This is a genomic window from Halobaculum limi (genome assembly GCF_029490015.1).
GTDB lineage: Archaea > Halobacteriota > Halobacteria > Halobacteriales > Haloferacaceae > Halobaculum > Halobaculum limi.
This window is the reverse complement of record NZ_CP120469.1, coordinates 383,641-396,808: the sequence shown is the minus strand read 5'-3', so window position 1 is coordinate 396,808 and position 13,168 is coordinate 383,641. Positions and strand designations below refer to the sequence as shown.

The following is a 13,168-nucleotide window of genomic DNA, read 5'->3' as shown; positions in this document are numbered from 1 at the left end:
ACACATCCTGGTGATGACTGACGCCGACCGAACCCGAGTCGAGGAGGCGCGGGCCGACGAGGTGCCCGAGTGGGAGGTGTTCCTGCGCGAATCCGCGTGTGAACCGCTTCGCCACGCTGGCAGCGTCACCGCACCGTCGGCCGAGGTCGCGCACGAACAGGCGTCGACGCTGTTTCCCGAGGCGGGGACGCTGTGGCTGTGTCGAAGCGACGGCGTCGCGCGGTTCGCCGAACGGAACTTGGGCGCGGAGTACGCGTCGTCCGAGCGTGACAGCGAGAGCGACGCTGACGCGACCGCCGAGGCTGCGACCGCCGACGCCGAGGGAGGTGTCGAATCGTGATCTCGATCAGCAAACTGCTGTACGGCCTCGACGCCGAGGGTGACGGCCTCCGCTACGGCGACGCCGACTCGGACGCCGAACAGATCCGCGAGCGTAAACAGCAGCGCCCGGTCGTCGTCTGGAACGGAACCAAGCGCTGCAACCTCGAGTGTGCCCACTGCTACGCCGGCGCCGACGTGGGTGCCGCACCGGGAGAGTTCTCGACGGCCGAGGCGAAGGAGATGATCGACGACCTCGCTGACTACGGCGTGCCTGTGATCCTCTTCTCGGGTGGAGAACCGCTCGTCCGCGACGACCTCGCGGCGTTGGTCGCCCACGCCAGCGATCGAGGCATCCGGCCTGTCCTCTCGACGAACGGCACCCTCCTCACGCGCGACCGTGCGCGTACCCTCCGAGACGCGGGTCTCGCGTACGCGGGTATTTCGGTCGACGGCCGTCGCGAGGTGAACGACGCCTTCCGCGGGCAGGAGGGCGCATTCGACGCCGCCGTCGAGGGCATCGAGGCGTGTCTCGACGTCGGCCTCAAGACCGGACTTCGCTACACCGTGACCGACGACACCGTCCCCGATATGGAGGCGGTCGTGGACCTCCTCACCGACGTCGGCGTCGACCGCTTCTGCTTCTACCACCTCGCGTACGGTGGGCGCGGCGTCCCCGACGCCGACATCACGCCCGAGCGTCGCCGGGAGGCGGTCGAACGCCTGATCGAACTCACCCGCGAGTACCACGAGGCGGGCGAGGAGATCGAGACGCTCCTCGTGGGCAACTACTGCGACGCCGCCTACCTCGTGGAGTACGCTCGCCGAGCGTTCGGCCCCGACCGCGCCGAACGCGTCCGCCGCTACCTCGAAGTCAACGGCGGCGACCCCGCCGGCGAACGCGTCGCCGACATCGACTACCAGGGGAACGTCCACGCGACCCAGTTCTGGCAGTCGTACTCGCTCGGGAACGTCCGAGACCGCCCGTTCGGCGCTATCTGGGACGACGAGTCGAACCCCCTACTGCGGCGGCTTCGAGACCGTCCCGACAGCCTCGGGGACGCCTGCCGCGAGTGCGCCTACAGCGACGTGTGCAGGGGGTCGAGTCGACTCCGGGCGCTCGCCGTCGACGGTGAGTTCGGCGCACGCGACCCGCAGTGTTACCTCACGGACGCCGAACGCGGCCTCGACGCGGTCGATCCAGATGCTGGCGGGTCACCGTCGGCGGCCGACTGACCGCGAGGGAACCGCCGAGACGCCGCTCGGTCGCTCGTTGGGTCCCATCCGCAGAGAATCGGGTGTAACGGTTGGAATCTCTCCTCGAATATGTTCGGGACTACACCCACCCATCTAGACGGCGTAGTGACACCTATGCCGACACACATCGGTCAGCGAGCGGTGGAGCGTGGCGACGAGTCTCTCGACCGTCGTGCGGAGACGACCGTCGAGGTGAAAGGAACCGGCCGACTGTACGACGCTCTGCCGGACCATCGATTCGAGTACACCTTCGAGGGATCGACGCTCAGGGAGTTTCTCGACCAGTTCTTCGAGGAGTACGACGTGGCCGAGTTGGTGCTCGCACGCACGCCCGAGGAGGCTGTCGCGCGTGGGTGGGCGAAGCCGCCGGGTGAACTGCCGGCAGACTTCAAAGCCAACCCCGAGGGTGACCGGACGCGGGCGTTCGCCCGCATCTGCGTCAACGGACGGTTCAACGAACACCTCGACGGCTTCGACACGGAACTGACAGACGGCGACCGGATCGCGCTGATGTATCCGTTCATGTTCTGCTGTTAGTCGCGCTGGGGTCGGTCACCGCTGTCGACAGGTCCCGGACGCGTGGTCACCGTGCGATAGTCCATCCCGAACGTGTTCGCGAGCGTCCCCGTGAGTACGGAACGTCGAACGCTCCCAAGTGACTGCCGGCGGAACCGCCGCACGCGATGAGAGTCAGCAGACGCACCCTGGCGAAGGCACTCGTCGTCGCGTTCGTCGTCAATCTGGTCGTGATGGGCGCGGGCGCGGCGATGGCGTACGAGAAGGCCCCACCGATCCCCGACCGCGTCGTCGGCCCCGACGGCGAGACGCTCGCGACCGGCGACGACGTCCAACAGGGGAAAGCGGTGTTCCAGCGGGACGGACTGATGAACCACGGGTCGATCCTCGGCAACGGGGCGTACTTCGGCCCCGACTACACCGCCGACGCACTCGACCTGAAGGTCGAGGCGATGAAATCGTACTACGCAGACGAGCGGTACGACACCGCCTACGAGGACCTCCCCGCAGAAGAGCAGGCGGCGGTCGACTCGCTGGTGGAGTCGGATCTCTCGGACGGCACGCCCGGAGACGGTACCATCGAGTACTCGGCCGCGGAGGCGTACGCACACCGGCAGGTCCGCGAGACGTACGTCCAGCGGTACCACGAGGGATCTGACGCGCGTGGCGTCCCGGTCGAGATGATCGACAGCGAGGAGGAGGCTCGCCGCTTCGCCGACTTCGCGCTGTGGACCGCGTGGATGAGCCACACCGACCGCCCGAACGCCGACCACTCGTACACCAACGACTGGCCGTACGCGCCCGCCGCGGGCAACACGCCCGGCGCGTCGGCGATGACGTGGAGCGTCGTCGCGATGGTGTTGCTCGTCGCCGGGGCGGGCATCGGCGTGTGGCTGTACACCTCCATCGACCTGCCCGAACCGTCGACCGAGGGGGTGAACGTCCCCCACCCGGACGACGTGGACCTACTGCCTAGCCAGTCGGCCGCGCTGTGGTTCGTCCCCGTCGCGGCGCTGTTGTTCCTCGCGCAGACCTTCCTCGGCGGCTTGCTTGCCCACTACTACGTGGAACGGCACGCGTTCTTCGGCTTGGAGACGATACCCGTCCTCGGCGTCGACGTGTTGCAGGTGCTCCCGTTCGCGATGGCGAAGACGTGGCACATCGACTTGGGCATCCTCTGGATCGCGACGCTGTGGCTCGGCGCGGGGCTGTTCCTCCCGCCGCTTCTGACCGGCTTCGAGCCGTCGAACCAAGCGCGGTACGTGAAGGGACTGCTCGGGGCGCTCGTCGTCGTCGTCGCCGGTGGTCTCACGGGCATCTGGCTCGGCGCACACGGCTACTTCGACGGGTCGCTGTGGTGGATCCTCGGCAACGAGGGGCTGGAGTACCTCGAAGTCGGCAAACTGTGGCAGGCGGGCCTGCTCGCTGGCTTCATCGGCTGGGCGGTGCTCGCGGCCCGCGGGCTGAAGCCCTTGCTCGACGACGAGAAACCGTACGGCCTCGCACATATGATCCTCTACGCCGGCGGCTCCATCGCCCTCCTGTTCGTCGCGGGCTTCCTGTTCACGCCCAAGACGAACATCGCGGTGACGGAGTTCTGGCGCTGGTGGGTGGTCCATATGTGGGTCGAGGGCGCGTTCGAGTTCTTCATCGTCGCCATCGTCGGGATGACGCTGGTGTCGATGAACCTCCTGCGCCGGCGGTCGGCCGAGAAGGCCGTGATGGTCGAGGCGCTACTCGTGATGGGCACGGGCGTCATCGGCGTCAGCCACCACTACTGGTGGATCGGGATGCCCGATCTGTGGATTCCCATCGGGAGCGTCTTCTCGACGCTGGAACTCATCCCGCTGGTCGTCATCCTGTTCGAGGCCATCAACGAGTACCGCGCCCTCGCCACCAGCGGCGAGGCGTTCCCGTACACGCTCCCGTTTATGTTCATCATCGCCTCGGGAGTGTGGAACTTCGTCGGCGCTGGGGTGCTGGGCTTCTTCATCAACCTCCCGCTCATCAACTACTACGAACACGGCACCTACCTCACGGTCGGCCACGCCCACGCCGCGATGTTCGGCGCGTTCGGCTTCCTCGCACTGGGGATGGCGACGTACGTCCTCCGGTTCACCGTCCGTGACTGGAGCGGCCGTCGCCTTCGCTGGGCGTTCTGGTTGTGGAACGTCGGCCTCGCGGCGATGGTGTTCGTCTCCGTCCTCCCGGTCGGATTCATCCAACTGGAGGTCGCGTTCACCGGGTCGTACGACGCCGCTCGCTCGGTGGCATTCTACAATCGTCCGCTCATCCAGGACCTGTTCTGGGCACGGCTTCCGGGTGACACGCTCATCATCGCGGGCACGGCGCTGTTCACCTACGACGTGGTGGCCAAACTGCGGAGTCGCCGCGTCGCCGACGACGCCACTCACGTGCCGACCGGCGGCGTCGTCCGCCCGTTCCTCGAAGACGACGACTGACCGAAATAATATTTAAGGACTTGACACGTCGATCTCCGTCGAGAATATGTTCGGGCTCTTCGACATCTAGTCGTTCTCGGCGGCTCTCGCGTTCGTTTTGCGAGTTCCAGTCCTGATATTCAGCGACGTACTCTTATTAGTGATCCTCGGCTGGAACTGTCTATGGCAACGGGGGCTTCGGACGGGTGGTTCGCCCGCTCTGACGCGGGAGCAGTCAGGCAGCGCATCGCACGATACATCAAGTACACACCGTCGGGAGACACGCTCTCGGCGGACCGATGGCGGTCGCGCCATCGCAACGTCCTGATCTTACTCGCGGCGCATCTGCCGTTCCTATTTCTGCTCGGAACGTTCGACGGGAACCTGGTGGGGGCAACGTTCGAGTCTGAACCCCTGCTGCACGTCGCAGCGGAAGTCGGCATCCTCGGGGCGTTCGTCCTCTTGGCGATGGTGCCGCGATTCAGCAGGCGCACACGGGCGGCTATCGCCTCGGCGGGACTGATGACCACCGGCGCGATTCTCGCACACTTCTCGGGCGGGTTCATCGAGGCGCACTTCCACTTCTTCGTGATGGTGGGCGTCATCGCCACCTACGAGGACTGGCTGCCGTTCGGCATCAGCATCCTCTACGTCGCGCTCGAACACGGCCTGTTCAGCATCATCGACCCCAGCGGCGTGTACAACCACCCTGCGGCAATCGCGAACCCGTGGGCGTGGGCGCTCATTCACGCGGTGTTCGTCCTCGGCCTCGCCGGGGCGATTATGTCCAACTGGTTCTCCATCGAGCGTGCCCGCGAGGAGACGCGGCAGCAACTCGCGAACGTCAAAAAGAGCGAGGAGGCACAGGCGGAGGCCGAGGAAGCGAAAGCGGAGGCACAGCGCCAACAGGAGGAGGTCGAACAACTGAACGACGACCTACTCGACAGCGCCGACGACCTCGCGGGCGCGATGCACCGCGTCGCACAGGGTGACCTCACCGCGACGCCCCCGAAACACACGGACATCGAGGCGGTCGACGAGATATCCTCGGCGTTTGAGGAGATGACCGGCGAACTGTCCGACACCATCGTCGACATCCGCGCGTTCGCGGCGACCGTCGAGCGAACGACCGCCTCGGCACACGACGACGTCGAGCAACTGGAGGCGACCCAACGCGAACTCGTCGCCGACATCCGCGAGTTCGCCAACGAACTCCGCGCACAGGCGCAGGAACTGGAGGCCACGACCGGCGAACTCAGCACGCTCTCGGCGACGATCGAAGAGATCGCCGCCAACGCCGACGAGGTCTCTCGCGAGGCCGGACTCGCGGCGGAGTCGGCCGAATCGGGGACGGAGCGAGCGGCGGACGCGATCGAGGCGGTCGAACAGATCGAGACGACGGTCGCCACGCTCGCCGACATCGTCGACTCGCTGGCCGGACGAATGGACACCGTCTCCGAGAGCACCGACCTCATCGAGGAGATCGCCGAGGAGACGAACATGCTGGCGCTCAACGCCAACATCGAGGCGGCCCGAACCGGGTCAGACGGCGACGGGTTCGCCGTCGTCGCCGACGAGGTGAAGACGCTCGCGGAGGACACCCGCGAACACTCGGCGTCCATCGAGACGGCCATCGAACAGACTATCGCCGACGTCGACCGCGTCCAACAGGAGATGGAACAGACGAAAGCCGACATTCGGACGGGCGAGGAGACGATGACCGCCGCCAGCGACGCGTTCGACGAACTCGCGGGGACCGTAGAGGACGTCGACGTGTCGATCAACGAGGTCGCGAACGCGACCGACGACGGCGCACGGACGACCGAGGAGGTCGTCGACGCCATTCAGCGCGTTGCCGACCGCTCCCGGACGGTCGCCGACCACAGCGAGTCGTTGGCCGACCGCACCGAGGAGGGCGCCGAGACGGTGTCGACGATCCGCGAGCAACTCGGCGAGTTGACCGAGCAGACGGCGACGCTCCAACGGCAACTCGAGAGTTTCGAGTGCGACTCCTCCACGGAGCAGACGGCCGACTAGACGGCGCGCCCCACTCCGATCGACGCTCCCCCGTCGTCTTCTCTCGTTTATATGCGCTCGAAAACACGTTCGCTCCGGTGCCACGGATTCGGTAACCGCCTTCTCGCTTGATGGGGGTACCACCCATACGTCCACTTGCGAGGTGCCCACCAGATGCCAACGACTCGACGCACGACGCTGAAAGCCATCGGTGCCGGAACCGGCGGCGCGGCGCTCGCCGGCTGCTCGGGACGGGCACCGACGGACAGCGAGACGGAGACCGCGAGCAAACGAACCGAGAAAGCCAGCGGCAAGCCGACGGCGAATCGCGTCGCCGCCGACCCGACGGACATCCCCGATCCGATCGACCGCGACGAACCGAAGACGGTCGAGGTGGAACTCACGGCCAAGGAGGTCCGCGCGGAGATCGAAGACGGCGTCGTGTACGACTACATGACGTTCGACGGGCAGATTCCCGGTCCGATGATCCGCGTCCGGCAGGGTGACACGGTGAAGTTCAACCTGAAGAACGCCTCGTCGAACGCGATGCCGCACAACGTGGACTTCCACGCCGTGTACGGCACTGCCGGCGGCGCGATTGCGACGAACGCCGCCCCCGGCAAGGAGAACGCGATGGAGTTCCAGGCGCGGTACCCCGGCGCGTACATCTACCACTGTGCGGTCCCGAACCTCGACTACCACATCGCGTCGGGGATGTTCGGAATGATCCTCGTCGAACCGAAGGAGGGACTCCCCGAAGTCGACCGGGAGTTCTACTTCGGCCAACACGAGGTGTACACCGACAAGCCCGCCGGCGAGAAGGGCCGCCACAGTTTCGATATGGAGGCGATGAAGGCCGAGGACCCGACCTACGTCCTCCTCAACGGCCAGAAGTTCGCCATCACGCCCGACAACTTCGGCGCGGTGACTGCCGAGACCGGCGAGACTGCGCGGGTGTTTATGGTGACGGGCGGGCCGAACCTCAACAGCAACTTCCACCCCATCGGTAACGTCTGGACGGAGGCGTACCGCGACGGCGGCCTCGCAGGTCGCGCCGAGCAGTACCTCCAGACCGTGAACGTCCCGCCGGGCAGTTGTATGGTCGGCACCCTCGACTTCCCGGTGCCCGAACACGTCAAACTCGTCGACCACGCCCTCTCGCGGGTCGCCCGGAAGGGGATGATGGGCGTCATCGAAGTGCAAGGCGAGGAGCGACCCGAGGTGTTCGACCCGTCGCCCGACACGCCGGCGTCGGAGGATGAAGAAGGGCCGATGTACTGACCGCGACCGGCGCACTCACCACTCCGCGTCGACGACGCGGTGGTCTGCTCGCCGTCCAACTGCGCCACTCGAACGGCTGTGAACGTGTTCGGGGGAACTGACAGACGGGTGTGGATCGTAGGTCCGGACGATGTCACAGCGTAACCGCGACCCTGATGACCGACGCTTCGAGCGTCACGATACCTCGTGGTCCGCGAAGTTGGAGGAGCCACGGCACGCCGCCGACCCCGGCCGCCTCGTCAGCGAGGCTATCGCCGCCGTCGAAGCGACCGCCGATGGCGTCCACGTCAACCTCGTCACCCACGGCGACCACGGCCATCCCGAGTCGTACCTCTACGCGGAACTGGACGCCACCTTCGGCGACGCTGTCGAGTGGGAGTTCGTCGACCGCTGTGGCTGTGGCGGGTACGTGACGCGAGTGCACGTCTGAGCCGTCGCGAGGGCGTCCGCTGGCGAGGGTGCCGAGGCCGACGGCCTCCGCAAAGACTCCGAACGGGTCAGACGACCACCACGGCTATTTGCGTCGGCCGTGTGACGTGTACGCATGGATGCGACCGACGCGACGGGCGGGGACCACAGCCTCGGGGGACACACGAGTCGCTGGCCGATCGTCGCCGCGGCGGGGGCGGCGGCGCTGTACGTCGGCGCGGGACTGGCGATGGCCGCGGGCGAGATGCTCCCGCGGACGCCACCGCTCGTCGTCGCGGCCGTCGGTGCGGTCGTCCTCGTAGGGGGATTGGCCGGGTGGGCGCGTGAGGCGTTCTTCCCCGACAGTTCCGGGGTGACGCCCGCCGCGTCGGACGACAGGGAGCGACTGTACGTCGGGGGGATGTGGCTGTTCCTCCTGTCGGACCTCGCGACGTTCGCGGCAGGATTCGTCTACTACGCGTTCATCCGGTCGGGGACGTGGCCGCCCTCGGACCTCCCCCCACTGCTGGGATCGCTCGTGCTCGTGAACACGCTGTTGTTGGTCACCAGTAGCGGCACCATCCACCTCGCCCACGGAGCGCTGGAGGGGGGTGACCGCCGGCGGTTCGTCGGCCTCCTCGGGGCAACCGTCGCCCTCGGCGTGGCGTTCCTCATCGGGCAGGCGTTCGAGTACTACGAGTTCATCACCGCCGAGTCGTTCACGCTCTCGGATGGCGTCTTCGCGAGTGCCTTCTACGGGCTCACTGGCCTCCACGGTCTGCACGTCGCTCTCGGGGTGGTGATGCTCGCAGTCCTGTTTTCCAGGGCGCTTCGCGGTGGCTACGTCGATGGCGGCGACACCTCGGTCCGGACGGTCTCGCTGTACTGGCACTTCGTCGACGGCGTCTGGCTGTTCCTCGTCGCGGTGTTGTACGTCGGCGCGGTCGTCGGGTGAGCGACCGGACGCCGCCTCAGTGCCGCTCGCGCGATTCGTTCGGGTCGACCGCCTCGCCCGCGTCGCTCGGGCCGTTCGTCCCGTCGCCCGCGCCGGCACCGTCCGTGTCAGCCTCGACAGCGGCGGGCACGACTGTGCCCCCGCCGGCCGTGCTGCGTCGCTCCAGTTCCGCCAGTTTGCGGTACAGCGGGGGTGTGAGGACGCCGACCGTCCCGAGTCCGATGGCGAACACGCCAAGCGGGAACCCCAGCGCGGGCGCGGTGAAGCAGGTGTTCTCGGCGACGACGGTCGCGTAGTACTGCTCGCCCTCGTAGGTGATCACGACGCCGGACTCGAACGCCGCGCGGTGCGGGAAGGGACCGTCGACGTGCGCCTCCCGGCGCGGGTCCGCGAGCGCCTCCTCGAACGCCGCGGCCTCCGCCGCGCCCAACTCCTCGACGCTGAACCGATCCAACTCCGGGCCGCCATCGCCGGTGATCGCGGCGCTCCGTTCGGGCGTCTCAACGGCGATGGTCGGCGAGCCACAGTCGCGCAGTTCGTCTTGGATGAGCGCGTACCCGCCGGGGACGGCGCCCGCGATGCCTACCGCGATCAGGAGGACGCCGACAAACGGGGCAACGTAGGTGAACAGCACCGACGTGGGTTCGTCGGCTCCCGTATCGAGTGGACGGCCGTCCCCGCCGCTATCTCCGCGCTCACCTCCGCGGTCGACACGACTCATCTCACGCCCCCGCCTCCCCGCGCTCGCGGCGGTCACGGCGTTTCGCCTGAAGATAGCGGAACGTCACCGTCAGGCCGATACCGTACGCCCAGTGGGCCACGAGGACGAACCCGAGGTACCCCAAGAACGCGATCCCCGACTGACCGGTGTAAAACGCGATTATGAATCCCGAGGAGATGATCGTCGCGAACACCAGTCCCGTCTCGAACAGGAGTCGCCCCGGCAGGTACTCGGAGAACGCGAGGAACAACAGCGGCCAGGTGACCGTGCCGCCGACGAGGAACAGCAACGCCCCGACGATCGGTCGTTCGGGCAGGCCGACGAGTTCGGCGATCTCCGTCAGCGCCGCTGGATCGAACACCCCGACGAGCGCGGCGGTACCGAGGCCCCCAGCCATCAGCACCGTCCCGACGACGCCGCCGACGGCGGCGATCGAGGCGTTCTCGGCGACGGTCCGCCACGTCGACCCGACAGCGCCGCCCGCCAGCGCGCTCCCGGTGTCGGGGCTGGGGTCGAACGCCGGACGCACCTCGTCGGGGTCGGCGCGGTCGAGATCGTATCGCTCGACGAGTCGGTCCTCGAACCACCTCCACTCGCGTGTAAACTGGTTCGTCGACTTGAGGTTCCACGGGTCGGTCGTCTGCACGCGGTCGCCCCGCCAGTACGAGACGAGCATATTGTACAGCCACAACAGCGCCGCGAGGCCGACGACGTACGCTCCGACGGTCGCGACTTGTTGGGCGAGTTGGTACTCCGCGGGGTAGATCGCCTGCCGGCGCGGGAGGCCGAGTGCGCCGATGACGAGCAACAGCATGAACGTCACGGTCCCGCCGACGATCATGAGGACGGCTTGGAACCGGGCGAGGCGGCGGTCGTACCACCGGCCGGTGATGAGGGGGTACCAGTAGTAGCTCGCGGCGATCATCAGGAACGGAATGATGCCGACGACGATGAGGTGGAAGTGGCCGACGACGTAGTAGGTGCCGTGATAGAGCACGTCGACGGGGATGACCGCGAGAAAGACGCCGGTGACGCCGCCGACAATGAACGTCCCGATGCCGCCGATACAGAGGATCATCGGCGCGGTCAGCCTGACGTTCCCGTCCCACAGCGTCGTAAGCCAGTTGAACACCTTGATCGCGCTGGGAACCGCGATGGCGATGGACACCGCCATGAACGACGCCTTCAGCCGCGGGTCGATGCCCGTCGCGAACATGTGGTGGGCCCACACTCCGAACGACAGCACCGACAGCCCCAGCGTCGAGTAGACGACCGCGCGAAAGCCGAACAGCGATCGCCCGACGAACTTCGGGAGGATGAGGCTCATCAGCCCCGTCGCCGGGAGAAAGAGGATGTACACCTCGGGGTGACCCCAGAACCAGAACAGGTGTTGCCAGAGGATGGGGCCGCCGCCCTCGACCGCGAAGAACGTCGTCGCGAAGTTCCGATCCAACAGGAGCATCACGACCGCCGAGCCCAAAAGCGGGAACGCGAACAGCGCGATGCCGCTGGTGACGAGCATGTTCCACGAGAAGATGTCGAGCGTCGCCCACGTGACCCCCTCGCCGCGCTCGAAGGTGACCGTCGCGATGAAGTTGATCGCGCCGACGGTCGTGGCGACCCCGCTGAGGTGGAGGCCGACCAGCAGGAGGTCGACCTGCGGGTTCGGCGACTGGACCGACAGCGGTGCGTACAGCGTCCACCCGACGGCCACCTCCCGGACGGTGAGGATGAACGGGATCGACCCCTCGGGCACCACCAGCGTCAGCGCCTGCCCGGCCACCTGGAAGAACAGCCCTGCCCGCGCGAGCAGGAGCGCCGGCGGGAGCAGCCAGAACCCGATCGCGTTCACTCGGGGGAACGCCATGTCGTCGGCCCCGATCAACAGCGGGAGGATGTAGTTGCCGACGCCGAAGAACACGGGCAACACGAAGAAGATGAGCATCGTCAGCCCGTGCGTCGTGAACAGGGCGTTGTACGTCTCGGGCGTCCAGATGTCGGCTGCAGGCGTCAGCAACTCCGTCCGCAGCATCATCGCGTCGACGCCACCCCACAGTCCCGCGACCGTGCCGAATGCGATGTACAGCAGGCCGATCTCGCGATGATCGGTCGTCGTGAGCCACCGCAGCGCCTCGCGGCGAAGCCGCGCGAACTCGTCGATCAGCGCGTCGCGCTCGACGTACCCCCCGTCGCCGGTCAGTCGGTCACGGCTGGCCCGCCACCACAGCCCGGCACATCCCGCAAACAGCGTCGCCAGTGCGGCGACCTCGACGACCGCGCGGTTCATCCGTCCGTGTGCTGGCTTCCGCCAGCGCGGGTCGAACGCTCGGTGTCGTGCATTGGTACGTTATGCCATATCGATTGACATAAATCTCGGGGGCCGGTATCGCGAGACTGTTCCTGCCGCCGAACGTTGTGCTAACACTTAACATTCGTCGCATAGTTGTCGTACTACAGACACGAATGCGACGATACCGGGGTCTCCGAGGGGCGATCGCCGTCGTTGGGCTCACGGTCGCGGGGGCCGTCGTGCTTGCGGCGCTGTCGGCCACGCCCGCCGCCGCGCAGTCGGTCAACCGGAACGCCATCGACGACCTGAACGAGCAGTTGCTGTACGTGGCGCTCCCGCTCGTGTTGTTCGTCGAGATTACTCTACTGTACGCCGTCTACCGCTTCCGCGACAACGACGACCCGCGTCCGACGACGAAGGACTCCCCGCTCGAGATCACGTGGACTGTTGCGACCGGCGTGATCCTCTTGTTCGTCGGGATCTCCGCGTACTTCGTGCTCGCGAACCCCTACATCACGCCCGCGGCAGCGGACACGCCGACGGCAGAACTAGAGGGTGACCCCGTCGAGATCGACGTCGTCGCCTACCAGTGGGGGTGGGAGTTCCGCTATCCCGAGGCGAACGCGACGAACCGGGAAACGGTGGTGATCCCACGCGGCAGAGACGTCGTGTTCTCGTTACGCACGCGCGACGTCATCCACTCGTTTTACGTCCCCGACCTCGGTCTGAAGCAGGACGTGATCCCCGGGCAAGAGACACGGATCCGGACCCGCGCGACACAGGTCGGCCGGTACCGGGTGTACTGCGCGGAACTGTGTGGCGTCGGACACGCCCGGATGCGTGGGAGCGTGGCCGTCGTCTCGCCGGCGGCGTACGACCAGTGGCTCCAGACGGGCGACCTCCCGGCGAACGCAACAGCCACGGCCGAATCGACCCCCGGGGCGTGACGGCGTCGTGGGGCGCTC

At 67.0% G+C, this 13,168-nt stretch carries 11 protein-coding genes; 9 read left to right on the top strand and 2 right to left on the bottom strand.

The window, feature by feature from the left end; translation table 11 throughout:
* The first annotated feature begins 13 nt into the window (after positions 1-13).
* From P0D77_RS17475 to P0D77_RS17440, 8 genes are all read left to right on the top strand, one after another.
* Complete coding sequence (locus P0D77_RS17475; protein WP_277556003.1) at positions 14-340, top strand: Htur_1727 family rSAM-partnered candidate RiPP; 327 nt, start codon at positions 14-16, stop codon at positions 338-340.
* Complete coding sequence (locus P0D77_RS17470) at positions 337-1,554, top strand: TIGR04347 family pseudo-SAM/SPASM protein (protein ID WP_277556002.1); 1,218 nt, start codon at positions 337-339, stop codon at positions 1,552-1,554. The genes P0D77_RS17475 and P0D77_RS17470 overlap by 4 nt, the downstream gene beginning before the upstream one ends.
* Before the next feature lie 135 nt (positions 1,555-1,689).
* Positions 1,690-2,112: a MoaD/ThiS family protein gene (locus tag P0D77_RS17465; RefSeq protein WP_277556001.1), complete on the top strand. Its 423-nt coding sequence runs from the start codon at positions 1,690-1,692 to the stop codon at positions 2,110-2,112.
* A gap of 146 nt (positions 2,113-2,258) precedes the next feature.
* On the top strand, positions 2,259-4,553 hold the full coding sequence (locus P0D77_RS17460) for a nitric-oxide reductase large subunit (RefSeq protein WP_277555999.1): 2,295 nt from the start codon (positions 2,259-2,261) through the stop codon (positions 4,551-4,553).
* A 162-nt stretch (positions 4,554-4,715) separates the two neighbouring features.
* Positions 4,716-6,569 carry a methyl-accepting chemotaxis protein gene (locus P0D77_RS17455; protein WP_277555998.1) on the top strand — a complete coding sequence of 618 codons (1,854 nt, stop codon included), beginning with the start codon at positions 4,716-4,718 and terminating at the stop codon, positions 6,567-6,569.
* A gap of 153 nt (positions 6,570-6,722) precedes the next feature.
* Positions 6,723-7,829 carry a copper-containing nitrite reductase gene (gene nirK, locus P0D77_RS17450; protein ID WP_277555997.1) on the top strand — a complete coding sequence of 369 codons (1,107 nt, stop codon included), beginning with the start codon at positions 6,723-6,725 and terminating at the stop codon, positions 7,827-7,829.
* A 130-nt stretch (positions 7,830-7,959) separates the two neighbouring features.
* Entirely contained in the window at positions 7,960-8,259 is a 300-nt protein-coding gene (locus tag P0D77_RS17445; RefSeq protein ID WP_277555996.1) for a CGCGG family putative rSAM-modified RiPP protein, read from the top strand.
* Positions 8,260-8,373: 114 nt separating this feature from the next.
* On the top strand, positions 8,374-9,192 hold the full coding sequence (locus P0D77_RS17440) for a cytochrome c oxidase subunit 3 (RefSeq protein WP_277555995.1): 819 nt from the start codon (positions 8,374-8,376) through the stop codon (positions 9,190-9,192).
* A gap of 16 nt (positions 9,193-9,208) precedes the next feature.
* Here P0D77_RS17440 and P0D77_RS17435 read toward each other — a convergent pair whose 3' ends face one another.
* Together P0D77_RS17435 and P0D77_RS17430 are read right to left on the bottom strand one after the other, a co-directional pair.
* Positions 9,209-9,913 (bottom strand): hypothetical protein, encoded by a 705-nt coding sequence (locus tag P0D77_RS17435; RefSeq protein ID WP_277555993.1) that lies wholly within the window; start codon positions 9,911-9,913, stop codon positions 9,209-9,211.
* A gap of 1 nt (position 9,914) precedes the next feature.
* Positions 9,915-12,200 carry a DUF6789 family protein gene (locus tag P0D77_RS17430; protein ID WP_277555992.1) on the bottom strand — a complete coding sequence of 762 codons (2,286 nt, stop codon included), beginning with the start codon at positions 12,198-12,200 and terminating at the stop codon, positions 9,915-9,917.
* A gap of 176 nt (positions 12,201-12,376) precedes the next feature.
* On the opposite strand from P0D77_RS17430, the gene coxB reads away from it, so the two are divergent.
* Positions 12,377-13,150 (top strand): cytochrome c oxidase subunit II, encoded by a 774-nt coding sequence (coxB, locus tag P0D77_RS17425; RefSeq protein ID WP_277555991.1) that lies wholly within the window; start codon positions 12,377-12,379, stop codon positions 13,148-13,150.
* Positions 13,151-13,168: the final 18 nt, after the last annotated feature.

Coding starts and splice junctions, on each gene's coding strand:
- P0D77_RS17445 (WP_277555996.1), top strand. CDS start 7,960: ATGTCACAGCGTAACCGCGACCCTGATGACCGACGCTTCGAGCGTCAC.
- P0D77_RS17435 (WP_277555993.1), bottom strand. CDS start 9,913: ATGAGTCGTGTCGACCGCGGAGGTGAGCGCGGAGATAGCGGCGGGGAC.
- P0D77_RS17440 (WP_277555995.1), top strand. CDS start 8,374: ATGGATGCGACCGACGCGACGGGCGGGGACCACAGCCTCGGGGGACAC.
- P0D77_RS17455 (WP_277555998.1), top strand. CDS start 4,716: ATGGCAACGGGGGCTTCGGACGGGTGGTTCGCCCGCTCTGACGCGGGA.
- P0D77_RS17460 (WP_277555999.1), top strand. CDS start 2,259: ATGAGAGTCAGCAGACGCACCCTGGCGAAGGCACTCGTCGTCGCGTTC.
- coxB (WP_277555991.1), top strand. CDS start 12,377: ATGCGACGATACCGGGGTCTCCGAGGGGCGATCGCCGTCGTTGGGCTC.
- nirK (WP_277555997.1), top strand. CDS start 6,723: ATGCCAACGACTCGACGCACGACGCTGAAAGCCATCGGTGCCGGAACC.
- P0D77_RS17430 (WP_277555992.1), bottom strand. CDS start 12,200: ATGAACCGCGCGGTCGTCGAGGTCGCCGCACTGGCGACGCTGTTTGCG.
- P0D77_RS17465 (WP_277556001.1), top strand. CDS start 1,690: ATGCCGACACACATCGGTCAGCGAGCGGTGGAGCGTGGCGACGAGTCT.
- P0D77_RS17475 (WP_277556003.1), top strand. CDS start 14: ATGACTGACGCCGACCGAACCCGAGTCGAGGAGGCGCGGGCCGACGAG.